Raw genomic sequence first — 26925 nt, forward strand, 5'->3', positions numbered from 1 at the left:
AGCGCAACCTTGCCAAGGTTGAGGTCGCGAGTTCGAGACTCGTTTCCCGCTCCAAGTTTTTTAGATAAGCCAGTTTTAGGGCGAGATAGCAAAGTGGTTATGCAGCGGATTGCAAATCCGTCTACGCCGGTTCGATTCCGACTCTCGCCTCCATTATCGTACTACGGCGGGGTGGCAGAGTGTTTATGCTATGAGGAGTGCAATCTTCATATAGGCCGGTTAAAATCCGCGCCCCCGCCTCCACCTTTCACAAATGCCCGGGTGGTGAAATAGGTAGACACAACGGACTTAAAATCCGTCGGGACTAAACATCCCTTGCCGGTTCGATTCCGGCTCCGGGCACCAAGCTGAAAATGACAATACCGCTCCAAGCGGTTATTTTTTTATCTGTCGGACGGGGATGGACAATATTGACATGTTCATGCCTGAACAAGAGGAAATCCAATCAATGTGGAAAGAAATTTTACTGAATTACGGTATTTTCCTGCTCGAACTGCTTACCGTGTTCGGCGCAATTGCGCTGATTGTGTTGGCTATCGTACAGAGTAAGAAACAGTCGGAAAACGGCAGTGTCGTACTGACGGATTTTTCGGAAAATTATAAAAAACAGCGGCAATCGTTTGAAGCATTCTTTTTAAGCGGGGAAGAGGCAAAACATCAGGAAAAAGAAGAAAAGAAAAAGGAAAAGGCGGAAGCCAAAGCAGAGAAAAAGCGTTTGAAGGAGGGTGGGGAGAAATCTGCCGAAACGCAAAAATCCCGCCTTTTTGTGTTGGATTTTGACGGCGATTTGTATGCACACGCCGTAGAATCCTTGCGTCATGAGATTACGGCGGTGCTTTTGATTGCTAAGCCTGAAGATGAAGTTCTGCTCAGATTGGAAAGTCCGGGCGGCGTGGTTCACGGTTACGGTTTGGCGGCTTCGCAGCTTAGGCGTTTGCGCGAACGTAATATTCCGTTGACTGTTGCTGTCGATAAGGTGGCGGCAAGCGGCGGCTATATGATGGCGTGTGTGGCGGATAAAATTGTTTCCGCTCCGTTTGCGATTGTCGGTTCGGTGGGCGTGGTGGCGGAAGTGCCGAATATCCACCGCCTGTTGAAAAAACATGATATCGATGTGGATGTGATGACGGCGGGCGAATTTAAGCGTACGGTTACCTTTATGGGTGAAAATACGGAAAAGGGCAAACAGAAATTCCGGCAGGAACTGGAGGAAACGCATCAGTTGTTCAAGCAGTTTGTCAGTGAAAACCGCCCCGGGTTGGATATTGAAAAAATAGCGACGGGCGAGCATTGGTTCGGTCGGCAGGCGTTGGCGTTGAACTTGATTGACGAGATTTCAACTAGTGATGATTTGTTGTTGAAAGCGTTTGAAAACAAACAGGTTATCGAAGTGAAATATCAGGAGAAGCAAAGCCTGATCCAGCGCATTGGTTTGCAGGCGGAAGCTTCTGTTGAAAATTTGTTTGCCAAACTTGTCAACCGGCGGGCGGATGTGATGTAGTTTGCCGAACGGATGAAAATGCCGTCTGAAGCGTGTTCAGACGGCATTTTTCAAGTTCCGGCTTTGATGTTCCGTTCCGACCACTCTATCCGTTGTCCGATGTCTTTCAAATTGGAATATTGTTCGACCAATCGCGGCATGTCGTCCAAACTCATGGCAAACATCCACAGATAAGTGCTGACCGAATAGACATGCCCCGCGCTGCCGTAGCCTTTGAGTGTCATCATCACAAAAGCAAAGCCGAATAAAATACCCATCGCTGCGCCGACGCAGAGATAGCCGAAGGCTTCGCGGTTGGAAATCAGCACACGCAGGCGCGCAACCAGTCCATAATAGCGGTACAGCTGCCGCTGGTCGCCTTTTCGGATAAAGTGGTTGTCGCGTTCCAAGCTGTTGTTCAGGCGGAAATACAGGTTTTCGCTAATGGCGGCAAAACGTGGCAAAAGCCATAAAAACAACGCAAGTATGCCCACTGCTGACACGCCGACCCAAAATTCCAGCATCAGCAGCATGATGCACGCGCCGAATATGGATACGACGGATGTCGCGGCAATCGGCAGGTGTTCTTCAAAAAAGCTGACAAACTCACGCGACAGGGCAACCCGCGCAGTTACCGCTGAATGCGGGACTTGCCGCTGCCGCTGTTCCAACACAACTGGCACGGCGATTTCGGTATAAATCCGCGTAAACGTGCGCGTATCGGCAATCCGCCGCGCCGCACCGACCAGCCACATTAAAAATACAACCAAAGCGTACAGCAACGCCTGCCACACCTTCCCCGCAATCACGGCATTAATCTCCCGGCCGCCAAACACCGGATACACCAGCATCAAAAGGTTTTCCAGTCCGACCAGAGAAAACGTGCCGAGCAGACGCTTGAGGTGGGTTTGGGCTATGTGTTTCAACATTTTCCACATATTTGTTCCCCCTATTTTTTATTTTCCGAGATTGTTTTTTCCATCACTTCCGCCAGTGCATCTAAATCGGCAAACAGCCGGGTTGTGCGCTTGTCGCCGAATGTGGCAAATACTTTGTTGCTGAATTCCTGCGCGTTTTCTGTTAAAGGTGCGGCATGGGCTTTGCCTTTTTCGGTCAGCGACAGCAACCGTTCGCGCCGGTCCTGTTCGCCTTCCTGCCATTCAATCAACCCTTGTCCGGCAAGGGTTTTGCATACGCCTGAAACGGTCTGTTTGGGCAGACTCCACTCTTCGCCGATATGCTTTTGCGTGCGGCTGCCTTCGGTTGCCAAGGTATAAAGTACGGCAAAGAGGTTGTAATTCAGATCCTGCTGCCCGATCCATTTGTCGAAGACATTGCAAATCAGGTTGATACGGGTTCCAAGTTAGTCGAGTTGGTTCATAATTGGTCTCGATATTGACTAAATTTGCGCGGATTATGGTCATAATCGGGACTAATCTCAAGCGTGGGGCGATAAAAATGCCGTCTGAAAATATTTCAGACGGCATATTGTTTGGAAAGGGAAGTCAGTGTTCTGCCAGTTTCAGGTAAACGCCGGAAACGTCCTGTTCACCGTAGCCGGCTCCGACTGCTTTGCGGTAGCTGGCAGCAACGGTTTCGACGGCGGGCAGGGTGTTGCCTGCCTGTTCAAGCTCTTTGACGGCGAGGTTGAGGTCTTTGGAGGCGTGTTTGAGGGCGAAGGCGGGAGGAAACTCGCGGTTTGCCCATAGTGATTTTTTGGTTTGGAACATGGGCGAGTCCATTGCCGAGCCGCCGATGGCTTCGACGATGGTGTCGGTATCGATGCCGAACTGCCGCGCCATCAGCATCGCTTCGCTGTACGCTTCGCCGAAAATGCCTAAGAGCGAGTTCAAAACGAGTTTCGCGCCCGAGCCTTTGCCCACTTCGCCGAAGTGGAAGGTTTTTTTGCCGACAAGGGAAAACACTTTCTGCAGCGGGTTTAAAACGGCTTCGCTGCCGCCGAACAGGATCAGCAGCGTGCCGTTGGTGGCGGGTCCGACCGATCCGGAAACGGGTGCTTCGGCAAACTGTCCGCCGGCAGATTCGACAAGTTCTTTGACGGCAAGGTTTTCGGTTGGTGAGATGGTGCTCATGTTGACGATGATTTTGCCGGCCAATCCGTCGCGGACTCCGTTCAGGATGTCGCACACGGCGGCATAGTCGGAAACCATCAGGAAAATGACGGGATAGTCGCGGACGAGTTCGGCGGTGCTGCCGTAAATTTTTGCGCCTTTGGCGGAGATGGGGGCAGTTTTGTCGGGCGAGCGGTTGTATACGCCGACTTCGATGCCGCCGTTCAAGAGCCGCGTTACCATAGGTAGCCCCATTTGCCCCAAGCCTATCCAGCCGATTTGTGCGTATGTTTCTGCGGACATAGTGTTTCTCCTTTGTTGGGGTGTTGTGATGCCGTCTGAAGGCTTCCTGCGCTTCAGACGGCCTGTTTGGGGATTATGCGGTCAGCGTGCCTTTGGTGGACGGGGTTTGCCCCGCCATCCTCGGGTCGTGTTCGACTGCCATACGCAGGGCGCGCCCGAAGGCTTTGAATACGGTTTCCGCCTGATGGTGGGCGTTTTTGCCGCTGAGGTTGTCGATGTGCAGGGTCATCATACTGTGGTTGACGATGCCGTGGAAAAATTCTTCAAACAAATCGACATCGAATTTTCCAATCAGGGCGCGGGTAAATTCGATGTTGTACACGAGTCCGGGGCGGCCGGATAGGTCGATGACGACGCGGCTGAGGGCTTCGTCGAGCGGGACGTAGGAATGTCCGTAACGGCGGATGCCTTTTTTGTCGCCGAGTGCCTGCCGGAGTGCCTGTCCGAGTGTGATGCCGATGTCTTCGACGGTGTGGTGGTCGTCGATGTGCAGGTCGCCTTTGCAGCTGATGTCGATGTCGATCATGCCGTGGCGGGCGATTTGGTCGATCATGTGTTCGAGGAAGGGTACGCCGGTATCCAGCCTGCTTTTGCCGCTGCCGTCGAGGTTGATGGAGACGGTAATTTGGGTTTCGCAGGTATTGCGGTTGACGGTAACGGCGCGGCAGCCGGCAGCAGATGCGGTTTCGGCAATTTGGATTTCGGCAGTTCCGGTGCTTTCTACGGCGGTTTCGGGAACAGTGCGTTCGCTGTGTTTTCTGTCGAGCCAGCCTTTGGGTTTGCCAGTGTGTTTTTCGAGTTTTGCCATCAGGCTGGGACGGATGCCGCGTGCGTCGGGGTCTTCTGCCTGCTTTTCAAGGCGTTGTTTGAGTTTGTAAAGTGAGACGGGGGTGCGGTAGCCGCAGAGTTTGGCGAGCTTGGACAGCGAACCTGCTTCTTGGGCGAGGGTCAGGAAGTTGTGCAGTTGGCGTTGTGTTTTAGTCAAATTCATAGGAAATCCGTTGGTTGGCAGTAAAGTTGGCGGATGACGTTGAGAACGGCATCGTTTTGTGCGGGGCTGCCTACGGTAATACGCAGGCAGTGTTCCAAAAGCGGGTGCGAGCCGTGCAGTTTTTTGACGAGGATGCGGTTTTGTTTGAATGTGTCAAACAACAAATCGGCATCGGGTACGCGTATGGTAATGAAGTTTGCCTGACTTGGAAAGGCGTTCAGACGGCATATTTTGCCCAATTCGGCGAACATCCGTTCGCGTTCGTTTTTCAGGCTGTCGATGTTGGCAGAGATGATGCCGTAGTGTTGCAGGGCGAGTTTGGCGGTGGTCAGGCTCAGTTGGTTCATATTGTAGGGCGGCAGGATTTTTTGCAGTTCGCCGATGACTTCGGGACAGCCTGCCGCATAGCCGATACGCAGTCCGGCAAAACCGATTTTGCTGACGGTACGCATGACGATGAGGTTGGGAATGCTGCCTGCCTGCGGCAGGAAGCTGTCGCCGTTGAATGCGCCGTAGGCTTCGTCGATGACGACGATGCCGTCTGAAGCTTCGATGACGGCTTCGATTTCGGCACGCGTGAAACATACGCCGGTGGGGTTGTTGGGGTAGGCGATAAAGGTCAGGGCAGGGCGGTGCTTCCTGACGGCTTCGAGGACGGTGGGCAGGTTGAGGGTGAAATCTCCGTTCAGTGGAACGCCGACATAATCCATGCCGTACAGCGCGGCGTTGTGGCGATACATGACGAAACTGGGTTCGGCTGCCAACATTGCCGCGCCCGGTTTGGCGGTCAGCATCGTGATGAACTGTATCAGCTCGTCCGAGCCGTTGCCCAGCGCGATGTCGGCGGACTCGGGAATGTCGAACGCCGAACGCAATGCTTCCTGTAAACCGCTGCCGGAGGGATTGGGGTAAAGATGGATGGGCGCGGCGGCAAGCCGTGCCTGCCATTCCTGCAACAGCGTTTCATGTCCGGCAAAAGGGTGGACGGGACTTTCCATCGAATCGAGTTTGGCAAAATCCGACGGGACATCGGTGATTTTGTATGCGGACATGGCGAGGATGTCGTCGCGGATGAAGGAGCGGACGGATTTCATCGTGTTTCCTTAATGGTTGGAATATGCCTGTACGCCGTTCCGGCATTATTTCATACGGAACTCTGCCGCGCGGGCGTGGGCGGTCAGGCTTTCGCCGTGTGCCAGCACGCTGGCGGTTTCGCCTAATTTTTGCGCGCCCTGTTCCGAAACCTGAATCAGGCTGGAGCGTTTTTGGAAATCATATGTCCCCAAAGGCGAGGAAAAGCGGGCGGTTCGGCTGGTGGGCAACACATGGTTTGGGCCGGCGCAGTAGTCGCCGAGGCTTTCGCCGGTGTAGCGTCCCATGAAAATCGCACCGGCGTGGCGGATTTTTTTCGCCCATTCCTGCGGGTTTTCGACTGACAGTTCCAAGTGTTCGGGGGAAATGTAGTTGGCGATTTCGCAGGCTTCGTCCAAGTCTTTGGCGAGTATCATCGCGCCCCTGTTGCCGAGCGAGGCTTCGATGATGTCGCGGCGCGGCATAGTTTCGATGAGCCTGTCCATAGCGGCTTCTACTTCGTCGAGATACGTTTGCGACGTGCCGATGAGGATGGCTTGGGCAATTTCGTCGTGTTCGGCCTGGCTGAACAAATCCATCGCCACCCAATCGGCAGGTGTCGTGCCGTCGGCGATGACCAGGATTTCAGACGGCCCCGCCACCATGTCGATGCCGACCACGCCGAACACGCGGCGTTTGGCGGCGGCGACGAAGGCGTTGCCCGGACCGGTGATTTTATCGACTTGGGGGATGGTTTCCGTGCCGTAGGCGAGGGCGGCGATGGCTTGCGCGCCGCCGACGGTGAAGACTTTGGTTACGCCGGCGATGTATGCGGCGGCAAGCACGATGTCGTTGCGTTCGCCTTTCGGTGTCGGTACGACCATAATGATTTCTTTCACGCCTGCGACGTGGGCGGGCATCGCGTTCATGATGACGGAACTCGGATATGCCGCCTTGCCGCCGGGGACGTAAATACCGACGCGGTCAAGCGGGGTAATCTGTTGCCCCAACAGCGTGCCGTCTTCGTCGGTGTAGCTCCACGATTCCATTTTTTGGCGTTGGTGGTAGCTTTCGACACGGCGGGCGGCAATCCGCAATGCCGTCTGAACGTCATTCGGAATGCGCTCGAACGCGGCTTTCAAATCGGCTTGCGTGAGTATTAAATCATCGATGCTTTGAGCGTTTGCCCGGTCGAATTTGTTGGTGTATTCAATCAAAGCCGCATCGCCGCGCTTTTGCACGTCGGCGCAAATGTCGGCAACGATGCGTTCGGTTTCAGGGTTTTGCGCGGTTTCAAAAGCCAGCAGTGCTTTGAGTCCGGTTTGGAAATCGGGCGATTGGGTGTTGAGTTTTTTCATGATTTGGTTTTTTCCTTTTTTATTTTTGGATTGGGGGTCGTCTGAATATTCTCTTGTTCAGTTTCTGTCACTGTTTTGGGTCTGATATACGCTTTTTCTCCCCCGCTACCAAACTTCAATTCGGGCAGGCATTTTTGTTGCAGACCGAGTTTGGCTAATACCTCTTCGCTACGAGAGGTAGTACGGAAACGGTAACGGGTTTGTTTTCTGCCGTTTTTGGTTTCCTCAGTCATTGTTTCAAAACCGTCCACTTCGTACGCACTGACAACAGCGTTTTGCAGACCGGTGTGAACGCCGATAACGTATTTCACTTTTGAAGCAACATCTTTACCGATAACCCAGTTGCCCAACGTACGCGATTTGAGGTTGGCATCGTCTTGGTTGTCGAAAAGGTAGTCTAATTCTTCGTCAGTATCTAAATCGAAAGCATTGTGGATTTTGATGGCGAGAATTAGCTCGTTGGAGTTGATCTCATCAAGTGGGAGAGAAGAGAATCCAAAGCGGCGATCTAGTTCTTCTACGCTAATACCACCCGGACCATGCCCGGCAATTTTATTTTTGAGTTTTTTACCCAAGACAGATTTAACAAAATGAATTAAGGCAGATTCGGCGGCGAGCGCTTCGACCTCAGTCAGATGATAGCTGATGATATAGCGACCGAGTTTCTTGCATTTGGCAATGGCTTTGAGTTTCCGATCGATAATTTCGCCCGAGACTGGGTCTTGTGAACGACTAGCAACCCATTCATGCTCGAAGATACGATTACCGCAGCCTTTGCCGATGTAGAGGATTTTGTCTTTTTTCAGGTCGGTCAGACAATAGACATAAAATCGACGCTCGCCGTTATTCAAAATGGAAAGGGTTGAATCTGAGAATTTTTTTATTTTTGCAACCATTTTAACTTCTCCTATACAGTTTACTGCCGATGATATTTTCAGACGACCTGTCGGCGGGAACGGATAGGGTCGTCTGAAAACGCATCTTTATTCAAATGAATGCTCACTTCGCCTTCACTGCGCCGCCGAACGCCTGAATAATCGGCTCCAGCAGCGCGTATTTCGTTTTCAAAGCAGCCTTGTTGACCACCAGGTAGCTGGAAATGTCGACGATGTGTTCGACTGCCTCCAAGCCGTTTGCCTTCAAGGTGTTGCCCGTCGAAACCAAGTCCACAATCGCATCGCTCAAGCCGACCAGCGGCGCAAGTTCCATCGAGCCGTACAGTTTGATAATGTCCACATGGACACCCTTGCCGGCAAAATGAGATGCCGCGATTTCAGGATACTTCGTGGCAATCTTCAGACGGCATCCGGGTTGCGAAGCGGCTTCGTAATCAAACCCTTTACGCACAGCAACCATCATACGGCACTTGGCAATCTCCAAATCCAAAGGCCGGTAAAGCCCCGTGCCGCCGTGTTCGATCAGCACGTCTTTGCCCGCAATGCCGAAGTCCGCCGCACCGTAGCGGACATAAGTCGGAACATCGGTTGCGCGGACAATGACAAGGCGGATGTTTTCATGGTTCGTCCCGATAATCAGCTTGCGCGATTTTTCGGGCTCTTCAGTCGGAACAATGCCGGCAGCGGCAAGCAGCGGCAGCGTCTCCTCAAAAATGCGCCCTTTGGATAAGGCGATGGTCAAAGCATTATCCTGCATGGTGTGGATGTCCTTTGTCGGTTGAAACAATAATGCCGTCTGAACAGGCATCGGCGGTTCAGACGGCATACGGTTTTATCAGAGCAGGGTTCTCACATCGGCGGCAATCGTTTCCGGCTCGCTTCCGTAAGGCGAGAAAATGGCAACCTCACCGTTTTTGTCGATGAGATACGCACCGGAAGAGTGGTCGACCAAATAGTTTTCGCCGTCTTCTTTTTGATTGACTTTGGCAGAAACCACGCGGTATTGCTGCTTGATGACCGGCAGGCTTTGATCGCCGGCGGCAGTCAGTCCGATAAAGTCGGGATTGAATTGTTTGGCGTATTTGCCGACGATTTCAGGCGTATCGCGCTCAGGGTCGATGCTGACGAACACCACTTTCACATCTTTAGCCTGATCGCCAAGTTGTTTTAACGTGTCGCTGTAAGTCAGCAGCTCGGTGGGGCAGACATCCGGACAGTGCGTATAACCGAAAGACAAAATCACCACTTTGCCTTTCAAATCGCTCAGGCTGAACGGTTTGCCGTCGCCGTCGGTCAAAGTGAAGTCGCCGCCGATGTCCTCTTTACGCATATCCGTGCCGCGCGTTTGCGGTTTTGACGGGTTTTCGGCAGGAGATGCAGGGGCGGCGGATGCAGAGGATGCGGCAGCCTGTACCGCATTGTTTTCTTGAGGTTTGCAGGCGGCAAGCGCGGCAAGTGCGACAATGCCCAGTAAAAAGGAACGCGGTACGGAACGCATAACAGTCTCCAAAACAAATAAAAAGATTGATATTGAGTAAAGTTTGAATGGTTTTATCTTAACGCGTTTGACAGATTAAATGTAATATTTTTTTAAGCAAGGAGTGCGGCAGCGCTTCCGGATTGACGCGGCATTATAGTGGATTAAATTTAAACCAGTACGGCGTTGCCTCGCCTTAGCTCAAAGAGAACGATTCTCTAAGGTGCTGAAGCACCAAGTGAATCGGTTCCGTACTATTTGTACTGTCTGCGGCTTCGTCGCCTTGTCCTGATTTAAATTTAATCCACTATATTTCCCTCCCGCCGGACCGGTTGTGGCGCGGTGTGATTAAATTAAATTTAAAATCAATAGGTAAATAAAAAAATGGTAAGAAAAATCAAAAAAGGGTTTACAAGGTTTTAAAAGCCATTATAATGTCGACTTCTTCACCAGCCCAGGTGGCGAAATTGGTAGACGCAGGGGACTCAAAATCCCCCGCCGCAAGGTGTGTCGGTTCGAGTCCGACCCTGGGCACCACAATCGCTTTTAGAGCGGTTATTTTTTTGTCTGCCGCAGTCTGACGCTGTAAACCAAAGCCAAAAAAGACAAGGCTTTCCGCTGCTTTTATAGTGGATTAAATTTAAATCAGGACAAGGCGGCGAGCCGCAGACAGTACAAATAGTACGGCAAGGCGAGCCAACGCTGTACTGGTTTAAATTTAATTCACTATAGTGTCTGTGTGCCATCTAATCCCGTCTATCCGTTCCAATTAAATTAACCTGAGATTTACGGTATTTTTACGGTATTATCGACTTTCCTAAAAATAAAACATATTTAAATCATCCTGATATGTATTTATTTCGAGAGAGATCCTGTCAAATTTAAAAAACCTGATTCGGTCAAGGGGTTTTGCCATTCCTATTTGCATAAAACCTTGCACTTGCTCAAACTGTCAACAATCCATCCGTATCAAGCCTGATAAAGCTGTTTTTTATTTCTTTAAAATCAACCTTCAAACCATTTTCTTGTTTCAAATAATAAAAGATGAAAGATTTTATCTTGATTGAAGGGGCGGTTTGCGTTATCTTTTCCATTCTTTTTCACAAACTCTGTGTTCCTTTCCAATTGATTGGATAATCCGTCTGTTGCCGTGTTCTTCCAATGCGCGTACCCTAAATCGCTGCTTGGTGGAATTGCATTACAGGTGCTGTGGCAAAGCGGTTTGTCCCTATTGGTTTGAAACCGTATAAAAGAGGTCGTTATGCAGTTATCAGGCGCACAAATCATAGTGCAAAGTCTCAAAGCCGAAGGCGTCGAGTACGTTTTCGGTTATCCCGGCGGCGCGGTTATCGAAATCTACGATGCCCTGTTCCAACTCAATAAATTCAAGCACATTCTGACCCGTCACGAGCAGGCGGCAGTACACGCGGCAGATGCGTATGCGCGCGTCAGCGGTAAGGTGGGCGTGGCATTGGTTACATCCGGCCCGGGCGTTACCAATGCACTGACGGGTATAGCTACTGCCTATACGGATTCGATTCCGTTGGTGGTCATCAGCGGACAGGTGGGTAATTCCCTGATTGGTACGGATGCGTTCCAAGAAGTTGATACGGTGGGCATTACCCGTCCGTGTGTCAAACACAATTTCCTAGTTACGGATATCAATGAGTTGGCGGAAACCATTAAAAAGGCGTTCCAAATTGCCGCAAGCGGCCGACCGGGTCCCGTGGTGGTTGATGTCCCGAAAGATGTTACGCAGGCGATGGCGAAATTCAGCTATCCTCAGGAAGATATTTTTATCCGTTCGTACCAGCCGGTTGTTCAAGGCCATATCGGGCAGATTAAAAAAGCCGTGCAGATGCTGGCATCTGCCAAACGTCCGGTCGTCTATTTCGGCGGCGGCGTGGTGCTGGGCAATGCCTCTGAAGAGCTGACCCGATTTGTCCGAATGACGGGTGCTCCGTGCACGGGTACGCTGATGGGCTTGGGTGCTTATCCTTCCAGCGACCGCCAATTCCTCGGTATGCTCGGTATGCACGGTACTTACGAGGCAAACCTTGCCATGCAGAATGCGGATGTCGTTCTTGCCGTAGGTGCGCGTTTTGACGATCGTGTGGTTTCCGTACCGTCCAAATTTTTCGAGAAGGCGAAGAAGGTTATCCATATCGATGTCGATCCTTCCAGCATCGCCAAACGCGTGAAGGTGGACATTCCGATTGTCGGCGACGTGAAAAACGTTTTGTCCGAGATGGTTGCGCTGTGGCAAAAACAAGAGTCCGTGCCGTCTGAAGATGCTTTGGGCAAATGGTGGAAAACCATAGAGGAATGGCGTTCCCGCGATTGCTTGTGGTTTGACAACGGCAGCGAAATTATCAAGCCCCAATATGTGATTCAGAAGCTTGCCGAGATTACCGGCAATTCGGCAATCATCACATCGGATGTAGGGCAGCATCAAATGTTTGCGGCTCAATATTATCCCTTCGAACGTCCGCGCCAATGGCTCAATTCCGGCGGTTTGGGTACGATGGGCGTGGGTCTGCCTTATGCGATTGGTGCAAAACTTGCCGCCCCGGATCAAGACGTATTCTGTATTACCGGCGACGGCTCGATCCAGATGAACATCCAAGAGCTGTCCACCTGTTTCCAATATCGGATTCCGGTTAACGTCATTACGCTGAACAACGGTTATCTTGGTATGGTACGCCAGTGGCAGGAAATATATTACGGCGGTCGAGAGTCGGAAACCTATTTCGATTCTTTGCCCGATTTCGTCAAACTTGCCGAGGCATACGGCCATATCGGTATCCGCGTGGACAAGAAGTCTGATGTGGAGGGTGCCTTGTTGGAAGCATTGAACCAAAAAGACAGGCTGGTGTTTATCGACTTCCTGACTGACCGGAAACAGAATGTGATGCCTATGGTCGGCAACGGCAAAGGTTTGGACGAAATGGTACTTCCGCCGCATATGCGTGCGGACGGAAAGGCGTAAGGAGAGACAAATGCGACATATCTTATCTGTTCTGATCGAAAACGAATCAGGTGCGATGAGCCGCGTGGTCGGTTTGTTCTCTGCACGCGATTACAATATCGATTCTTTGGCGGTTGCGCCGACCGAAGACAAAACCCTGTCCCGTATGACCATCGTTACACACGGCGACGAGCAGGTTATCGAACAAATCACCAAGCAACTCAATAAATTGATTGAAGTGATTAAAGTGGTCGATTTGAACGAAAGCCGTTTTGTCGAACGCGAACTGATGTTGGTAAAAGTCCGTGCCGCCGGCAAAGACCGCGACGAATTTTTACGCTTGACCGAAATCTACCGGGGCAGCATCATCGACGTAACCGACCGCAGCTATACGATTGAAATTACCGGCTCGACAGACAAGCTGGATTCCTTTTTGGAAACGGTCGGACGCGCCCAAATTTTGGAAACCGTACGCACAGGCGCGGCCGGCATCGGTCGCGGTGAGCGTATTTTGAAAATTTAACGCCGTAACCTTTCAGACGGCACGGTATTTGAATGTCGTCTGAAAAACGAACGGCAGGAGAGATTTATGTCGAACATTAAAATTGTCGCACTGGTTACCGTCAAACCGGAATACACGGAAACACTGGCAGCACAGTTTAAAGAACTGGTCAAAGCCAGCCGTGCAGAAGAGGGCAACATCAGCTACGATCTCCATCAGGAAATCAGCAAACCGAACCGTTTTGTTTTCGTGGAAAATTGGAAATCCCAAGCAGCTATTGACGAACATAATGCCAGCGCGCATTTCCAAGCCTTCGTCCAGTCCGTCGACGGCAAAACCGAAGCGTTGGAAATCGTATTGATGAATGAAGTTGCCGTTTAAGCGGCACACTCTGTTTAACCCGTCCGAAGCCGCTCAACATTTTAAGGCTTCGACAACCATTTACCTTAAAGGAAATCAAATGCAAGTCTATTACGATAAAGATGCCGATCTGTCCCTGATCAAAGGCAAAACCGTTGCCATCATCGGTTACGGTTCGCAAGGTCATGCCCATGCCGCCAACCTGAAAGATTCGGGTGTAAACGTGGTGATCGGTCTGCGCCAAGGCTCTTCTTGGAAAAAAGCCGAAGCAGCCGGCCATGTCGTCAAAACCGTTGCTGAAGCGACCAAAGAAGCCGATGTCGTTATGCTGCTGCTGCCTGACGAAACCATGCCTGCCGTCTATCACGCCGAAGTTGCAGCCAATCTGAAAGAAGGCGCAACGCTGGCATTTGCACACGGCTTCAACGTGCACTACAACCAAATCGTTCCGCGTGCCGACTTGGACGTGATTATGGTTGCCCCCAAAGGTCCGGGTCATACCGTACGCAGTGAATACAAACGCGGCGGCGGCGTGCCTTCTCTGATTGCCGTTTACCAAGACAATTCCGGCAAGGCCAAAGATATTGCCCTGTCTTATGCGGCTGCCAACGGCGGCACCAAAGGCGGTGTGATTGAAACCACTTTCCGCGAAGAAACCGAAACCGATCTGTTCGGCGAGCAAGCCGTATTGTGCGGCGGCGTGGTCGAGTTGATCAAAGCAGGTTTTGAAACCCTGACCGAAGCCGGTTACGCGCCTGAAATGGCTTACTTCGAATGTCTGCACGAAATGAAACTGATCGTTGACCTGATTTTCGAAGGCGGTATTGCCAACATGAACTACTCCATTTCCAACAATGCGGAGTACGGCGAATACGTTACCGGCCCTGAAGTGGTCAATGCTTCCAGCAAAGAAGCCATGCGCAATGCCCTGAAACGCATTCAAACCGGCGAATACGCAAAAATGTTTATCCAAGAGGGTAATGTCAACTATGCGTCTATGACTGCCCGCCGCCGTCTGAATGCCGACCACCAAGTTGAAAAAGTCGGTGCACAACTGCGTGCCATGATGCCTTGGATTACTGCCAACAAATTGGTTGACCAAGACAAAAACTGATTGTTTTCAAACGGGACTGCCTACACATCGTGTAGGCAGTTTGTTATATGGATGCCGTCTGAACATCGTGTTCAGACGGCATCTGTGTTGCGGATGAATTTAAACAGGTACAGTTTTGTCAGTCGCCCAGAGCCGCGACCATTACCGCTTTAATTGTGTGCATACGGTTTTCCGCTTGATCGAACACGATGCTGGCGGGGCTTTCGAATACTTCTTCTGTAACTTCCACACCGTTCAGTCCGAAGGTTTCGTAAATCCATTCGCCGACTTTGGTTTCGCGGTTGTGGAAGGCGGGCAGGCAGTGCATGAATTTGACTTGCGGATTGCCCGATGCCGCCATCAGTTCGGGCGTAACGCGGTAATCTTTCAGCAAATCGATGCGTTCCTGCCAGACTTCTTTCGGCTCGCCCATGCTGACCCACACATCGGTATGAATAAAATCAACATTCTTCACGGCTTCATGCGCGTTTTCGGTCAGGGTAATTTTTGCACCGGTTTCTTTGGCGACGGCGTGTGCGGCGGCGATAATGCCTTCAGACGGCCACAGGCTTTGAGGTGCGCCGATACGCACGTCCATCCCCAATTTTGCCCCTAAAATCAGCAGGGAATTGCCCATGTTGTAACGCGCGTCTCCGACGTAGGCAAACGCGGTTTGGTTCAAAAGTTTGCTGCTATGTTCGCGCATAGTCAGTGCGTCGGCAAGCATTTGTGTGGGATGGAACTTGTTGGTCAGCCCGTTGAACACGGGTACGCCCGCATATTTTGCCAATTCTTCAATAATTTCCTGACCGAAGCCGCGATATTCGATGGCATCGTACATCCTACCCAAGACGCGCGCCGTGTCTTTGATGCTTTCTTTGTGCCCGATTTGGCTGGCAGACGGTTCCAGATAGGTTGCACCCGCGCCTTGATCGCGTGCGGCGACTTCAAACGCGCAGCGTGTGCGTGTGGATGTTTTTTCAAAAATCAGGGCGATGTTTTTCCCTTTCATCCGCTGCACTTCGCACCCTGCCTTTTTGGCGGCTTTCAATTCGGCGGCAAGGTCGAGGTAGGCGGTGATTTCTTCCGGCGTGAAGTCTAAAAGTTTCAGAAAATGGCGGTTTTTCAGGTTCACTGTCGTTTCCTTTATGTGGGGGCGTGAACGCCGTATTTGCAGCGTTTGCGGAAAGAAGGGTTAGCGGAATGTTGCAATGCCGTCTGAAGGTTGTTCAGACGGCATTGCGGTCAATCCCTTACTCCATACGGATGACGGGAATCAAACATTCACGGTTTCGGCTACTTCGTTGTAGCTGTCGATTTCGTTGAAGTTCATATAGCGGTAGATTTTATCGCCCTGTTCGTTGATGATGCCGATATTGGCTTGATATTCTTCAACGGTCGGGATTTTACCCAGTTTGGAGCAGATTGCCGCCAATTCCGCCGAACCGAGGTAAACAAAGGTGTTTTTGCCCAAGCGGTTCGGGAAGTTGCGGGTCGAAGTGGACATGACGGTTGCGCCTTCGTGTACTTGGGCTTGGTTACCCATACACAATGAGCAACCCGGCATTTCCATACGCGCGCCTGCACGGCCGAGCACACCGTAGTGGCCTTCGTCGGACAATTCTTTCGCGTCCATTTTGGTCGGCGGTGCTACCCACAAGCGGACGGGGATGTCGCTCTTGCCTTCCAAGAGTTTGGAAGCAGCGCGGAAGTGGCCGATGTTGGTCATGCACGAACCGATGAACACTTCGTCGATTTTGGTGCCGGAACGTTCAGACATGAAGCACACGTCGTCAGGGTCGTTCGGACAAGCAATAATCGGCTCTTTGATGTCGTCCATATTGATTTCAATCACGGCGGCGTATTCGGCATCTTTATCCGCTTCGAGCAACTCGGGATTTGCCAGCCATTTTTCCATGGCTTTGATACGGCGTTCCAAAGTGCGCGAGTCTTGATAGCCGTCGGCAATCATGTTTTTCATCAACACGACGTTGGATTTCATGTACTCGATAATCGGCTCTTTGTTGAGCTTCACGGTACAGCCGGCGGCGGAGCGTTCGGCGGATGCGTCGGTCAATTCAAAGGCTTGTTCCACTTTCAAATCAGGCAGGCCTTCGATTTCGAGGATGCGGCCGGAGAAGATGTTTTTCTTACCGGCTTTGGCAACGGTCAGCAAACCTTGTTTGATTGCGTACAGCGGAATGGCGTTCACCAAATCGCGCAGGGTTACACCCGGTTGCAGTTTGCCGCTGAAGCGTACCAGTACGGACTCGGGCATATCGAGCGGCATTACGCCCGTTGCGGCGGCAAAAGCGACCAAGCCTGAACCTGCGGGGAAGGAAATACCGATGGGGAAACGGGTGTGGCTGTCGCCGCCGGTGCCGACGGTATCGGGCAGCAGCAGGCGGTTGAGCCACGAGTGGATGACACCGTCGCCCGGACGCAGGGACACGCCGCCACGGGTGGAAATAAAGGCGGGCAGTTCTTTATGGGTTTTTACATCGACGGGTTTCGGATAAGCAGCGGTGTGACAGAAAGACTGCATTACCATATCGGCGGAGAAGCCCAAACAAGCCAAGTCTTTCAGCTCGTCGCGGGTCATCGGGCCGGTAGTGTCTTGCGAGCCGACCGTCGTCATGCGCGGTTCGCAGTAAGTACCCGGGCGCACGCCTTGTCCTTCAGGCAGACCGCAGGCGCGACCGACCATTTTTTGCGCCAACGTGAAACCGGCTTTGCTTTCGGCAGGCGCTTGAGGCAGGCGGAATTCGGTGGAAGCAGGCAGTTTCAGGGCTTCGCGCGCTTTGGCGGTCAGACCGCGACCGATAATCAGGTTAATACGGCCGCCAGCTTGCACTTCGTCCAGTAATACTTGTGATTTCAGGTTGAATTCGGCAACGGTTTCGCCGTTTTTCACGATTTTGCCTTCATAAGGCAGGATATCGACGACATCGCCCATTTTCAGCGCGGAAACATCGACTTCAATCGGCAGCGCGCCGGAGTCTTCTTGAGTGTTGAAGAAAATCGGCGCGATTTTGCCGCCCAAGCACACGCCGCCGAAGCGTTTGTTCGGCACGAACGGAATGTCTTCGCCGGTATGCCAAATGACAGAGTTGGTCGCGGATTTGCGTGAAGAACCGGTACCGACCACGTCGCCAACGTAAGCAACCGGATGGCCTTTGGCTTTGAGTTCTTCCAACAATTTAATCGGGCCGACTTCGCCCGGTTTGTCGGGATTGATGCCGTCGCGCGGGTTTTTCAGCATTGCCAGCGCGTGCAACGGAATATCGGGACGACTCCATGCGTCGGGCGCGGGAGAGAGGTCGTCTGTATTGGTTTCGCCGTCAACTTTGAAGACGGTAACGGTGATTTTTTCGGGAACTTTGGCACGGGAGGTGAACCATTCGGCATCTGCCCAAGATTGCAAAACTTCTTGCGCGTATTTGTTGCCTTTTTCGGCTTTTTCTTGAACGTCGTGGAAGGAATCGAACATCAGAAGCGTATGTTTCAAGCCTTTGGCAGCAATGGACGCGAGTTTGTCGTCGTCCAAGAGTTCGATTAAGGCGTGAATATTGTAACCGCCGAGCATCGTACCTAAGAGTTCGGTCGCATATTCGGGGGAAACCAACGGGCTGGATGCGCTGCCTTCGGCAACGGCAGCCAGGAATGAGGCTTTAACTTTGGCGGCATCGTCCACGCCGGGCGGTACGCGGTGGGCAAGCAGTTCGACCAAGAACTCGCCTTCGCCTGCGGGCGGGCTTTTCAGCAGCTCAACCAAATCGGCGGTTTGCTGAGCAGTCAGAGGAAGGGCGGGAATACCAAGGGCAGCGCGCTCGGCGGCGGCTTTACGATAGGCTTCTAACATCTCTTTGTTCCTTTTTCTGTTTTTCTTTTGTCGGGTTGCAAATGATTTGCGTTAAATATTGTAAACAATATTTGCACCGCTATCATAGACTAGTTTTAACAAAAATGGAACTGTTATGACAGGTAATGTAATAGGGAATGGCTATCTGTCTGTGGGAATGTGTCAATGAAAACAAATGCCGTCTGAAGAGAGGTTCAGACGGCATTTGTTCAACGTTTTTCCTGTTTGCGTATCAGCCAAACAGCGAGCAAGGCGAAGGCTATGGTAGGCAGTGCGCCGGCGAGGAAGGGTGGGACGCCGTAGAGTTGGCTGGTAAACCCGAAGAGCCTGCCAGCAAAGTGGAACAGCAAACCGAGGCAGATACCGCCGAAGAGTTTCAAGCCCATATTGCCGTGGCGCGTGGTTTGCGGCGTAAAGGCGAAGGCAACGAGCGCCATGACCCATGCGGCGACGGGATAAACGAGTTTGCGCCACCATGCGATGGCGTAGATTTGGGTGTTTTGGCTGTTGTTTTGGAGGTGGCGGATGTATGTGGTCAGTTCGCCGACGGACATTTGGTCGGGTTTGACGAGCAATACGTCCATCAGGTTGCGTTTGACGGCGACCGGCCAGTTTTCTTCGGCGGCGGTGGAGACTTCGACTTTGTCTTCGCCAAGCGTGCTGCGGCGGATGTTTTTCAACTGCCAACTGCCGTCGTTGTTTAAAACGGCGGATTCGGCTTCCGTCGCCTGCGTCAGCTCGTTTTTGTCGTTGCGCGCCCAGATTTTAATGCCCAGCAGGGTATGGTCGGGCAGCATTTCGCGCACGTTGATGATGCTGTTTTTTTCTTTGAGCCAAAGGCCGGTATTGCCGGTGCTGATTTTGCCGTTGATGGCGGCGGATTTGATGTTTTCAGCTTTTTGGCTGAGGACGGGTGCAATCCATTCACCGAGTGCGGCGGTGGCGATAGCGAAAATCAGTCCGAACTGCGACAGAATCAGTAATATTTTTTTGGTACTCATGCCGCTTGCTTTGATGACGGTCAGTTCGCTTCCTGCGGCAAGCTGGCTGAGGGAAACCAGTCCGCCGATAAGGACGGCGAGGGGCATGAGTTCGTAGGCGCGCGCGGGCATCTGCATAAGGACGTATTGCGCCATGGTTGTGCCGTTATAGCTGCCTTTGCCCAAATCGCCGACTTCGTTGATGATCTCGAAAAAGCTGTACAGGGCAAGGAAGGCAAGGAGGGCGTAAACCGCCATAACCGCCATTTGACGGATGATGTAACGTGAAATCAGGTTCATTTTCCGCCTTTCAATGTCAGACTTTTGCCAACCGCCTGCCAGAAGGGTTGGCTAGGCATACTGCGGACACGCAGCAGAACGACGGCAATCACAAACATGATGATGTGCATAGGCAGTAGTCCGAGCCAGAAATGAATTTTGCCGTCTTCCACGGCATTGCGCAGGAAGGTCAGCCCGTTTTGGTAAACCAAAAACAAACCAATGGCAATTAGGATATTGTAGGTATGGCCGCTGCGCGGGTTGAAATAGGAAAGCGGCACGGCAAGCAGGCACAGCAACAAAACGCTGACGGTCAGCGAGATGCGCCACATCAATTCCGCCTGGTGTTGGGGATTGCTGCTGCCGATAAGCTGGGATGTCGGGATGGTGCGGCGGTGGGAAACGGGGTCGATGAGTTTGGGCGTGGTGCTGATAATCAGACTGAGGTTTTGGAAGGAGATGCGGTTGTAGTCGGCTTTGCCGGGCGTGCCGCTGTATCGGTAGCCGTTGCGCAGGTCGAGTGTGCGCTTGTTGTCGTTCAGCGAGAAATTGCCTTCTTTGGCGAAGATAATGTTGTCGTTGCCGTTTTTGTCCTGTTCGCGTAGGAACAGGTTTTTCATGATACCGGATTCGGTATCGAAGGTTTCGACGAAGTAAACTCTGCCGTTGCGTTTGCCCAAACTGTTGAACTCGCCTGTCTCCACCAAAGACAATTCCTGCTTCTGCTTCAGGATTTCGGCGTATTCGCGGCTGCGCAGTTCCGCCCACGGCATCACCCAAAGCTGCATGACGGCAATCAGGATGGCAAACGGCACGGCAAACTGCATGACCGGGCGTATCCATTGTTTCAATGCCAATCCGCAGGAAAGCCAAACCGACATCTCGCTGTCGCGCCAGTAGCGGGTCAACACGGTCAGCGTGCTGATGAACGCGGTCAAAACCAGCAAAAGCGGCGTCATACCGATGACCCAGAAGCCAACCAATGCCAGCACGGCATCGATGGCGACGCGCCCGTCGGCTGCGCGGCCGAGCAGGTTGATTGCCTGCGTGGAGACCAATACCGCTAAAAGGACGACGAAAATGCCGACGGCGGTAAAAGAGAGTTCTTTGATGAGGTTTCTTTGATAAATCATAGAATCGCGGTCAGGGGGCGGTAAGCGGTTCGGCGCAGGCGGATTGTCCGCGCAAGGTTTCAGACGGTGCTTCAAATGGGGTACAATCGTGCCAGCCGTCTTCAGACGGTCTTTTGAGCGAAAGGCCGTCCGAAAACTACCGACAACCGTCTCAATCAGGAGAATAAACGTGGAATTTAGCACAAAAGCCGAAACTTTGCAGGCTCAACAGGCAGGTGCGCAATTATTTGTCTGCGCCGAAGAGGCGCAATTAAACCACCCGACCGCCCTTGCCCTTTTGTCTTCGCTTGAAGAAGGTCAAACTTTTGTCGACACCAAAATCCCGACGGATAACGGTTTGCAGGCTGTTGCCGTATGCCGTCTGAAAAGCACCGACCGCGCCGCATTGAACAAAGCCGCAGCCGAAGCCGCCAAATGGGCGCAAAATCAAGAAACGGTCAATGTGGACGTTCACGCCTTTGATGAGGCGCAGGCAGCAGCCGTTGCCGAAGCGTTTGCGATTACGTTCGGCAATGCTGCCTACCGTTTCGACCGCTACAAAAAAGAAGCCAAGCCCGCCAAATTCGCACAAGCCGTGTTCCACAGCGCACACGAAGCTGCCGTCAAAGAAGCCCTGCGCGTCGCCGAAGCGCAGGTTTACGGACAAAACCTCTGCCGCGATTTGGGCAATGCCGCGCCCAACGAATGCACGCCCGAATTTTTAGCGCGCACCGCCAAAGCCGAAGCCGAAAAACTGGGCGCGCACGCCAAAATCATCGAAAAAGACTACATCAAAGAAAACATGGGTTCGTTTTGGTCGGTCGCCAAAGGCAGTGTCGAAGATCCCTATTTGGTCGAACTGAGCTACTTCGGTGCAGCCGACAAAGAAGCCGCCCCCGTCGTCTTGGTCGGCAAAGGCATTACCTTCGACACCGGCGGCATTTCCCTCAAACCCGGTCTGAACATGGACGAAATGAAGTTTGACATGTGCGGCGCGGCAACCGTCATCAGCACCTTCTGCGCCGCCGTCAAACTGCAACTGCCGATTAACCTGATTGCCATCGTTGCCACTTGTGAAAACATGCCTTCCGGTGCGGCCAATAAACCGGGCGACGTCGTGAAAAGCATGAAAGGCTTGACCATCGAAGTGTTGAACACCGATGCCGAAGGCCGTCTGATTTTGTGCGACGCGCTCACTTACGCCGAACAATTCAAACCCAAAGCCGTTATCGACGTTGCCACCCTGACCGGTGCATGCATCGTTGCCTTGGGGCACGATGTCAGCGGCGTGATGGGCAACAATCAGGATTTGATCGACAGCCTGCTCGCCGCCTCCCGTAACGTGGACGACAAAGCGTGGCAACTGCCGCTTTTCGAGACCTACAAAGACCAGCTCAAGTCCAATTTTGCCGACATCCCCAACATCGGCACGCCCGGCGCGGGCACGATTACCGCCGCAACATTCCTGTCTTACTTCACCGAAGGCTACCCGTGGGCGCACCTTGACATCGCGGGTACGGCGTGGAAATCCGGCAGCGAAAAAGGTGCAACCGGCCGCCCCGTTCCCTTGCTGCTGAACTATCTGCGGAATCTTTAATTTTGCCACAATGCCGTCTGAAGCCTTTCAGACGGCATCATCCTGTCAAATGCTCAAACAATATGCCGAAAGTTACCTTTTATACCCATGTTGACCAAATCCCCCTTTTTACCTGTCGGTTGATTGCGCGCGCTATCCGAGACGGGGGTAGGGTGCTGGTGTGGTCAGACTCGTTCGGGCAGGTTCAAGAATTGGATAAAGCACTCTGGCAATATGAAGCGGAAAGCTTTGTTCCTCATGAAGTCTGGACAACAGAGTATCCGATGCCGACGGATACGCCGGTTTTGTTGGCGGCTGGCGATAGGATTCCCGAAATTGCGGAAAATATGACGGTTCTTAATTTATCGGATGATTTTTGGAATGCTGCGCCCGTATTGCCGGAACGTATCTTGGAAATCGTCGGCAGCAGCCTTGAGGAACTTGCCGAGGCACGTGGGCGTTTTGCCGCCTACCGTAAAAGCGGTTTCCACATCGAACACCACGGCATGGGCGGGAGGGGTTAATGCTGTCTTGCCGCCATGCTTACAAAATTTAAACAGCTTTGATTCTATTTGATTCAAACTCGGCTATAATCCCATTTTTCCGACCTTATTAACAGCGAAGAGCTATTATGAACAAAATTTTCAAAATCAGCGCATTAAACCCTTGCCGCCACTTTGGCACTTTCTGCCTGCGGCAAAAAAGAAAACGTACCCGCATCATCCGCATCCGAGCCTGCCGCAGCTTCTGCCGCACAGGGCGATACTTCTTCAATCGGCAACACCATGCAGCAGGCAAGCTATGCTATGGGTGTGGACATCGGACGCTCCCTGAAGCAGATGAAGGAGCAGGGTGCGGAAATCGATTTGAAAGTCTTTACCGAAGCCATGCAGGCAGTGTATGACGGCAAAGAAATCAAAATGACCGAAGAGCAGGCTCAGGAAGTCATGATGAAATTCCTGCAGGAGCAGCAGGCTAAAGCCGTAGAAAAACACAAGGCGGATGCGAAGGCCAACAAAGAAAAAGGCGAAGCCTTCCTGAAGGAAAATGCCGCCAAAGACGGCGTGAAGACCACTGCTTCCGGTCTGCAGTACAAAATCACCAAACAGGGTGAAGGCAAACAGCCGACCAAAGACGACATCGTTACCGTGGAATACGAAGGCCGTCTGATTGACGGTACCGTATTCGACAGCAGCAAAGCCAACGGCGGTCCGGCAACCTTCCCATTAAGCCAAGTGATTCCGGGTTGGACCGAAGGCGTACAGCTTCTGAAAGAAGGCGGAGAAGCCACGTTCTACATCCCGTCCAACCTTGCCTACCGCGAACAGGGTGCGGGCGAAAAAATCGGTCCGAACTCCACTTTGGTATTTGATGTGAAACTGGTTAAGGTTGGTGCACCCGAAAATGCGTCTGCCCAACAGCCGGCTCAAGTCGACATCAAAAAAGTAAATTAAGTCCGAACCCTTGCCCGAAACAGGTTTTCGGGCATTTTTACGGCAAATGCCGTCTGAAACCACCAAACAGCGGTTCAGACGGCATCCCTTTCAAAAGCGCACCATTATGAAAAACATCGTTATCCTGATTTCCGGACGCGGCAGCAACATGCAGGCAATCGTCAATGCTGCTATTCCCAACGTCCGTATTGCTGCCGTGTTAAGCAACAGCGAAACGGCGGAAGGACTGAAATGGGCGGTCGAACGCGGTATTCCGACCGACAGCCTGAATCATAAAAACTTTGAATCACGACTTGCCTTCGATACGGCCATGATGGAAAAAATCGACGCATATCAACCCGACTTGGTGGTTTTGGCAGGTTTTATGCGGATTCTGACCCCCGAGTTTTGCGCCCATTACGAAGGCAGGCTGATGAACATTCACCCGTCCATCCTTCCCTCGTTTACCGGACTTCATACGCACGAACGCGCTTTGGAGGCAGGTTGCCGCGTTGCCGGCTGTACGATTCATTTCGTTACGGCCGAGCTGGATTGCGGCCCGATTGTATCGCAAGGGGTTGTGCCGATACTCGACGGCGATACGGCAGACGATGTTGCCGCCCGGGTTTTGGCTGTCGAACACAAACTCTATCCGAAAGCCGTTGCCGATTTTGCCACCGGCCGCCTGATTATTGAGGGAAACCGAGTCAGAAATTCGGAAAACGCCGATGCCGCCCGTTTCCTGACGGCGTAAACCGGGCGGGAGCAAATGATGAAGACTTTTAAAAATATATTTTCCGCCGCCATTTTGTCCGCCGCCCTGCCGTGCGCGTATGCGGCAGGGCTACCCCAATCCGCCGTGCTGCACTATTCCGGCAGCTACGGCATTCCCGCCACGATGACATTTGAACGCAGCGGCAATGCTTACAAAATCGTTTCGACGATTAAAGTGCCGCTATACAATATCCGTTTCGAGTCCGGCGGTACGGTTGTCGGCAATACCCTGCACCCTACCTACTATAAAGACATACGCAGGGGCAAACTGTATGCGGAAGCCAAATTCGCCGACGGCAGCGTAACCTACGGCAAAGCGGGCGAGAGCAAAACCGAGCAAAGCCCCAAGGCTATGGATTTGTTCACGCTTGCCTGGCAGTTGGCGGCAAATGACGCGAAACTCCCCCCGGGGCTGAAAATCACCAACGGCAAAAAACTTTATTCCGTCGGCGGTTTGAATAAGGCGGGTACGGGAAAATACAGCATAGGCGGCGTGGAAACCGAAGTCGTCAAATATCGGGTGCGGCGCGGCGACGATACGGTAACGTATTTCTTCGCACCGTCCCTGAACAATATTCCGGCACAAATCGGGTACAACGACGACGGCAAAACCTATACGCTGAAACTCAAATCGGTGCAGATCAACGGCCAGGCCGCCAAACCGTAAATCGGTTTTCAGGCGGTTTTTTGCCGTTTTGTCCATATTTCTGTATAAGCCGCTTGAAATTGTTTACAATAACGCCATATGCAAAGCGGTTTTAACGCTATTTTCAGGAATGACACTATGCAGGTTACATCAAAATGGATAGACGGGATGTGCTTTGTCGGCACGGCGGAAGGCGGGCACAGCGTCGTTATGGAAGGTTCGGCGGCGGAAGGCGCGGTCAAGCGCGGGCCCAGCCCGATGGAAATGCTGCTGTTGGGCGTGGCGGGCTGTTCGAGCATCGATGTGGTGATGATTGCCGAAAAACAGCGTCAGAAAGTGACTGACTGCCGTGCGACGGTTACGGCGAAACGGGCGGACGATGCGCCGCGCGTGTTTACCGAAATCCACATCCATTTCAAAGTATTCGGGCACGATTTGAAAGAATCGGCCATTGAGCGCGCCGTTCAGATGTCTGCCGAAAAATACTGTTCGGCTTCGATTATGTTGGGCAAAGCGGCAAAGATTACCCACAGTTTTGAAATTGCCGGGGCAGATAAATAGGCATCGGGCGGCATTATGGAGAAACGGCTGATGCCGTCTGAAGGGGAAAGGTGCGGGCAAGCCGGAGGCGCATAAAAAAGCAGATATATTCGGACTGCACCTCCCGAATATATCTGCCTGCTGTTTCCTCTTTATTCAGCCTTTATAATACTTGGACTTGTCGGGGTATTGTGCAGGCTTGATTCCGGATTGTCAACAATTTTCGGTCAAATTTTAAATGCCGCGCTTTAAAATGATGCCCGTCCGCTTCTGCAGGCGGGCGGAAGGCGGGCATCCTGTTATTTTAAGCCATATATTAATTTATTGAATTAAAATAAATTTGTGTAATACTTTGATTTCCCCGACACGATTTGAAACACAGCCGTCTTAAAACATCTTAAAAAATTTGAAAGCGTAAAAATACGGAAAACATCATGAACTTTGAAAACGACGACATTATCCATGCGCCGACCACGTCTTCCCTGATTCTCGAAGAGCGGCACGATTCGGAGCTGTTCCGTGTTTACGCCCTGATTTTGGACGGCATTACCGATCAGGTGCTGCTGCCCGGCAAAAAGCTGACCGAATCCGAACTTTGCCGTCAGATGGTGTGTTCGCGCAACACCGTCCGCGGCGCGCTGTCGCTTTTGGCGCACGACAAGATTGTCGATTTGCAACCCAACAGGGGCGCGTTCGTCCACGTTCCCGATTTGAAAGAAATGCAGGATGTGTTCAATGCGCGCATCGAAATGGAGACGATGATTTTAAACATCCTCGCCTGCCTGCCGGACTTGGAAACGCGCCTCGAGCCGCTTTATGCGATGATAAGGCGCGAAGAAGAGGCTTCCGGCAGGGGCGACCGCGTCGGCTGGAACCGCCTGTCCAATGCCTTCCACGTCGAACTGGCGCGCCTGGTGGGCAACGATGTGCTGTTCGACATTATGAACACGCTGTGCGCGCGATCTTCCCTGATTGTCGCCGTGGCGGGCGTGCATCGTGAGGAAAAGCACGCCATCAATACGCACACGCATTCCGAACATCGGGAAATCCTCGACCTGCTGCTGGCAGGCAGGCGCAACCGCGTGGTTAAAATCCTGCGCCGCCATTTGGGCAACTGTATGGAACGCTTGGAAAAGACTTTGGAAGATTGAA

At 52.3% G+C, this 26925-nt stretch carries 24 protein-coding genes, 3 tRNA genes and 1 pseudogene; 15 read left to right on the forward strand and 13 right to left on the reverse strand.

Going from position 1 to position 26925, the window contains the following annotated elements:
- Nucleotides 1–79: 79 nt before the first annotated feature.
- The 3 genes from KEM39_RS00645 (at nucleotide 80) to sohB (ending at nucleotide 1501) form a co-directional block, all read left to right on the forward strand.
- Nucleotides 80–153: transfer RNA gene (locus KEM39_RS00645), tRNA-Cys, on the forward strand.
- A gap of 102 nt (nucleotides 154–255) precedes the next feature.
- Nucleotides 256–345: transfer RNA gene (locus tag KEM39_RS00650), tRNA-Leu, on the forward strand.
- Nucleotides 346–448: 103 nt separating this feature from the next.
- On the forward strand, nucleotides 449–1501 hold the full coding sequence (gene sohB, locus KEM39_RS00655; protein WP_118997325.1) for a protease SohB: 1053 nt from the start codon (nucleotides 449–451) through the stop codon (nucleotides 1499–1501).
- A gap of 50 nt (nucleotides 1502–1551) precedes the next feature.
- On the opposite strand, the gene KEM39_RS00660 is transcribed toward sohB, so the two are convergent.
- The 9 genes from KEM39_RS00660 to KEM39_RS00700 all read right to left on the reverse strand — a co-directional run bounded on the left by KEM39_RS00660 (nucleotide 1552) and on the right by KEM39_RS00700 (nucleotide 9669).
- The gene (locus KEM39_RS00660; protein WP_118997308.1) at nucleotides 1552–2418 is read right to left on the reverse strand and encodes an ABC transporter six-transmembrane domain-containing protein; all 867 of its coding nucleotides are present in this window, start codon (nucleotides 2416–2418) and stop codon (nucleotides 1552–1554) included.
- Nucleotides 2419–2429: 11 nt separating this feature from the next.
- Nucleotides 2430–2831 carry a MarR family winged helix-turn-helix transcriptional regulator gene (locus KEM39_RS00665; protein ID WP_240002730.1) on the reverse strand — a complete coding sequence of 134 codons (402 nt, stop codon included), beginning with the start codon at nucleotides 2829–2831 and terminating at the stop codon, nucleotides 2430–2432.
- A gap of 154 nt (nucleotides 2832–2985) precedes the next feature.
- Complete coding sequence (locus tag KEM39_RS00670) at nucleotides 2986–3855, reverse strand: NAD(P)-dependent oxidoreductase (protein WP_025457741.1); 870 nt, start codon at nucleotides 3853–3855, stop codon at nucleotides 2986–2988.
- A 73-nt stretch (nucleotides 3856–3928) separates the two neighbouring features.
- Nucleotides 3929–4846, reverse strand: coding sequence for an imidazoleglycerol-phosphate dehydratase HisB (gene hisB / locus KEM39_RS00675; protein WP_170314408.1), 918 nt, complete (start codon nucleotides 4844–4846; stop codon nucleotides 3929–3931).
- Nucleotides 4843–5940 carry a histidinol-phosphate transaminase gene (gene hisC / locus KEM39_RS00680; RefSeq protein WP_025457743.1) on the reverse strand — a complete coding sequence of 366 codons (1098 nt, stop codon included), beginning with the start codon at nucleotides 5938–5940 and terminating at the stop codon, nucleotides 4843–4845. The genes hisB and hisC overlap by 4 nt, the downstream gene beginning before the upstream one ends.
- 45 nt (nucleotides 5941–5985) lie before the next feature.
- Nucleotides 5986–7275 carry a histidinol dehydrogenase gene (hisD, locus tag KEM39_RS00685; RefSeq protein WP_118997307.1) on the reverse strand — a complete coding sequence of 430 codons (1290 nt, stop codon included), beginning with the start codon at nucleotides 7273–7275 and terminating at the stop codon, nucleotides 5986–5988.
- Nucleotides 7272–8171, reverse strand: coding sequence for an LEM-3-like GIY-YIG domain-containing protein (locus KEM39_RS00690; protein WP_118997306.1), 900 nt, complete (start codon nucleotides 8169–8171; stop codon nucleotides 7272–7274). The genes hisD and KEM39_RS00690 overlap by 4 nt, the downstream gene beginning before the upstream one ends.
- A gap of 103 nt (nucleotides 8172–8274) precedes the next feature.
- Complete coding sequence (hisG, locus tag KEM39_RS00695; protein ID WP_019742656.1) at nucleotides 8275–8928, reverse strand: ATP phosphoribosyltransferase; 654 nt, start codon at nucleotides 8926–8928, stop codon at nucleotides 8275–8277.
- 78 nt (nucleotides 8929–9006) lie between these two features.
- Nucleotides 9007–9669, reverse strand: coding sequence for an SCO family protein (locus tag KEM39_RS00700; RefSeq protein WP_118997305.1), 663 nt, complete (start codon nucleotides 9667–9669; stop codon nucleotides 9007–9009).
- 431 nt (nucleotides 9670–10100) lie between these two features.
- Here KEM39_RS00700 and KEM39_RS00710 point away from each other — a divergent pair.
- The 5 genes from KEM39_RS00710 (at nucleotide 10101) to ilvC (ending at nucleotide 14592) form a co-directional block, all read left to right on the forward strand.
- Nucleotides 10101–10185 (forward strand) — tRNA-Leu (locus KEM39_RS00710).
- A 724-nt stretch (nucleotides 10186–10909) separates the two neighbouring features.
- A complete protein-coding gene (ilvB, locus tag KEM39_RS00715) occupies nucleotides 10910–12637 on the forward strand; it encodes a biosynthetic-type acetolactate synthase large subunit (RefSeq protein WP_118997304.1) in 1728 nt (575 codons plus the stop codon).
- 10 nt (nucleotides 12638–12647) lie between these two features.
- Nucleotides 12648–13139, forward strand: a complete 492-nt coding sequence (ilvN, locus tag KEM39_RS00720) for an acetolactate synthase small subunit (RefSeq protein WP_002212817.1) — start codon at nucleotides 12648–12650, stop codon at nucleotides 13137–13139.
- 66 nt (nucleotides 13140–13205) lie between these two features.
- On the forward strand, nucleotides 13206–13499 hold the full coding sequence (locus KEM39_RS00725; RefSeq protein WP_025457748.1) for a putative quinol monooxygenase: 294 nt from the start codon (nucleotides 13206–13208) through the stop codon (nucleotides 13497–13499).
- A 79-nt stretch (nucleotides 13500–13578) separates the two neighbouring features.
- Nucleotides 13579–14592, forward strand: a complete 1014-nt coding sequence (ilvC, locus tag KEM39_RS00730; protein ID WP_002226185.1) for a ketol-acid reductoisomerase — start codon at nucleotides 13579–13581, stop codon at nucleotides 14590–14592.
- A 118-nt stretch (nucleotides 14593–14710) separates the two neighbouring features.
- Here the strand turns inward: ilvC and argF are convergent, their stop codons facing one another.
- From argF to lptF, 4 genes are all read right to left on the reverse strand, one after another.
- Nucleotides 14711–15706, reverse strand: coding sequence for an ornithine carbamoyltransferase (gene argF / locus KEM39_RS00735; RefSeq protein ID WP_025457749.1), 996 nt, complete (start codon nucleotides 15704–15706; stop codon nucleotides 14711–14713).
- Between the two features lie 141 nt (nucleotides 15707–15847).
- Entirely contained in the window at nucleotides 15848–18433 is a 2586-nt protein-coding gene (gene acnB / locus KEM39_RS00740; protein WP_118997303.1) for a bifunctional aconitate hydratase 2/2-methylisocitrate dehydratase, read from the reverse strand.
- A 209-nt stretch (nucleotides 18434–18642) separates the two neighbouring features.
- On the reverse strand, nucleotides 18643–19713 hold the full coding sequence (gene lptG / locus KEM39_RS00745) for an LPS export ABC transporter permease LptG (protein ID WP_118997302.1): 1071 nt from the start codon (nucleotides 19711–19713) through the stop codon (nucleotides 18643–18645).
- Entirely contained in the window at nucleotides 19710–20825 is a 1116-nt protein-coding gene (gene lptF / locus KEM39_RS00750) for an LPS export ABC transporter permease LptF (RefSeq protein WP_118997301.1), read from the reverse strand. The genes lptG and lptF overlap by 4 nt, the downstream gene beginning before the upstream one ends.
- 169 nt (nucleotides 20826–20994) lie before the next feature.
- On the opposite strand from lptF, the gene KEM39_RS00755 reads away from it, so the two are divergent.
- The 7 genes and pseudogenes from KEM39_RS00755 to KEM39_RS00785 all read left to right on the forward strand — a co-directional run bounded on the left by KEM39_RS00755 (nucleotide 20995) and on the right by KEM39_RS00785 (nucleotide 26924).
- Nucleotides 20995–22401 carry a leucyl aminopeptidase gene (locus KEM39_RS00755; RefSeq protein ID WP_118997300.1) on the forward strand — a complete coding sequence of 469 codons (1407 nt, stop codon included), beginning with the start codon at nucleotides 20995–20997 and terminating at the stop codon, nucleotides 22399–22401.
- 62 nt (nucleotides 22402–22463) lie between these two features.
- A complete protein-coding gene (locus KEM39_RS00760; RefSeq protein WP_025457754.1) occupies nucleotides 22464–22904 on the forward strand; it encodes a DNA polymerase III subunit chi in 441 nt (146 codons plus the stop codon).
- Between the two features lie 107 nt (nucleotides 22905–23011).
- Nucleotides 23012–23834, forward strand: a pseudogene (locus KEM39_RS00765) (FKBP-type peptidyl-prolyl cis-trans isomerase).
- A 106-nt stretch (nucleotides 23835–23940) separates the two neighbouring features.
- Nucleotides 23941–24567, forward strand: a complete 627-nt coding sequence (gene purN / locus KEM39_RS00770; protein WP_025457755.1) for a phosphoribosylglycinamide formyltransferase — start codon at nucleotides 23941–23943, stop codon at nucleotides 24565–24567.
- A 15-nt stretch (nucleotides 24568–24582) separates the two neighbouring features.
- Entirely contained in the window at nucleotides 24583–25254 is a 672-nt protein-coding gene (locus KEM39_RS00775; RefSeq protein ID WP_042508492.1) for a DUF3108 domain-containing protein, read from the forward strand.
- Nucleotides 25255–25371: 117 nt separating this feature from the next.
- Nucleotides 25372–25794, forward strand: coding sequence for an OsmC family protein (locus KEM39_RS00780; protein ID WP_025457757.1), 423 nt, complete (start codon nucleotides 25372–25374; stop codon nucleotides 25792–25794).
- Nucleotides 25795–26207: 413 nt separating this feature from the next.
- Complete coding sequence (locus KEM39_RS00785; protein ID WP_118997298.1) at nucleotides 26208–26924, forward strand: GntR family transcriptional regulator; 717 nt, start codon at nucleotides 26208–26210, stop codon at nucleotides 26922–26924.
- Nucleotide 26925 lies beyond the last annotated feature (1 nt).

Origin of the sequence: Neisseria sp. Marseille-Q1983 (assembly GCF_018224585.1) — a bacterium.
GTDB classification, from domain to species: Bacteria; Pseudomonadota; Gammaproteobacteria; order Burkholderiales; family Neisseriaceae; genus Neisseria; species Neisseria polysaccharea.

Excerpts from the sequence above, each read along its gene's own strand:
- sohB (WP_118997325.1), top strand. The coding sequence starts at position 449 with ATGTGGAAAGAAATTTTACTGAATTACGGTATTTTCCTGCTCGAACTG.
- KEM39_RS00660 (WP_118997308.1), bottom strand. The coding sequence starts at position 2,418 with ATGTGGAAAATGTTGAAACACATAGCCCAAACCCACCTCAAGCGTCTG.
- KEM39_RS00670 (WP_025457741.1), bottom strand. The coding sequence starts at position 3,855 with ATGTCCGCAGAAACATACGCACAAATCGGCTGGATAGGCTTGGGGCAA.
- hisB (WP_170314408.1), bottom strand. The coding sequence starts at position 4,846 with ATGAATTTGACTAAAACACAACGCCAACTGCACAACTTCCTGACCCTC.
- hisC (WP_025457743.1), bottom strand. The coding sequence starts at position 5,940 with ATGAAATCCGTCCGCTCCTTCATCCGCGACGACATCCTCGCCATGTCC.
- hisD (WP_118997307.1), bottom strand. The coding sequence starts at position 7,275 with ATGAAAAAACTCAACACCCAATCGCCCGATTTCCAAACCGGACTCAAA.
- KEM39_RS00690 (WP_118997306.1), bottom strand. The coding sequence starts at position 8,171 with ATGGTTGCAAAAATAAAAAAATTCTCAGATTCAACCCTTTCCATTTTG.
- hisG (WP_019742656.1), bottom strand. The coding sequence starts at position 8,928 with ATGCAGGATAATGCTTTGACCATCGCCTTATCCAAAGGGCGCATTTTT.
- KEM39_RS00700 (WP_118997305.1), bottom strand. The coding sequence starts at position 9,669 with ATGCGTTCCGTACCGCGTTCCTTTTTACTGGGCATTGTCGCACTTGCC.
- ilvB (WP_118997304.1), top strand. The coding sequence starts at position 10,910 with ATGCAGTTATCAGGCGCACAAATCATAGTGCAAAGTCTCAAAGCCGAA.
- ilvN (WP_002212817.1), top strand. The coding sequence starts at position 12,648 with ATGCGACATATCTTATCTGTTCTGATCGAAAACGAATCAGGTGCGATG.
- KEM39_RS00725 (WP_025457748.1), top strand. The coding sequence starts at position 13,206 with ATGTCGAACATTAAAATTGTCGCACTGGTTACCGTCAAACCGGAATAC.
- ilvC (WP_002226185.1), top strand. The coding sequence starts at position 13,579 with ATGCAAGTCTATTACGATAAAGATGCCGATCTGTCCCTGATCAAAGGC.
- acnB (WP_118997303.1), bottom strand. The coding sequence starts at position 18,433 with ATGTTAGAAGCCTATCGTAAAGCCGCCGCCGAGCGCGCTGCCCTTGGT.
- lptG (WP_118997302.1), bottom strand. The coding sequence starts at position 19,713 with ATGAACCTGATTTCACGTTACATCATCCGTCAAATGGCGGTTATGGCG.
- lptF (WP_118997301.1), bottom strand. The coding sequence starts at position 20,825 with ATGATTTATCAAAGAAACCTCATCAAAGAACTCTCTTTTACCGCCGTC.
- KEM39_RS00760 (WP_025457754.1), top strand. The coding sequence starts at position 22,464 with ATGCCGAAAGTTACCTTTTATACCCATGTTGACCAAATCCCCCTTTTT.
- purN (WP_025457755.1), top strand. The coding sequence starts at position 23,941 with ATGAAAAACATCGTTATCCTGATTTCCGGACGCGGCAGCAACATGCAG.
- KEM39_RS00775 (WP_042508492.1), top strand. The coding sequence starts at position 24,583 with ATGATGAAGACTTTTAAAAATATATTTTCCGCCGCCATTTTGTCCGCC.
- KEM39_RS00780 (WP_025457757.1), top strand. The coding sequence starts at position 25,372 with ATGCAGGTTACATCAAAATGGATAGACGGGATGTGCTTTGTCGGCACG.
- KEM39_RS00785 (WP_118997298.1), top strand. The coding sequence starts at position 26,208 with ATGAACTTTGAAAACGACGACATTATCCATGCGCCGACCACGTCTTCC.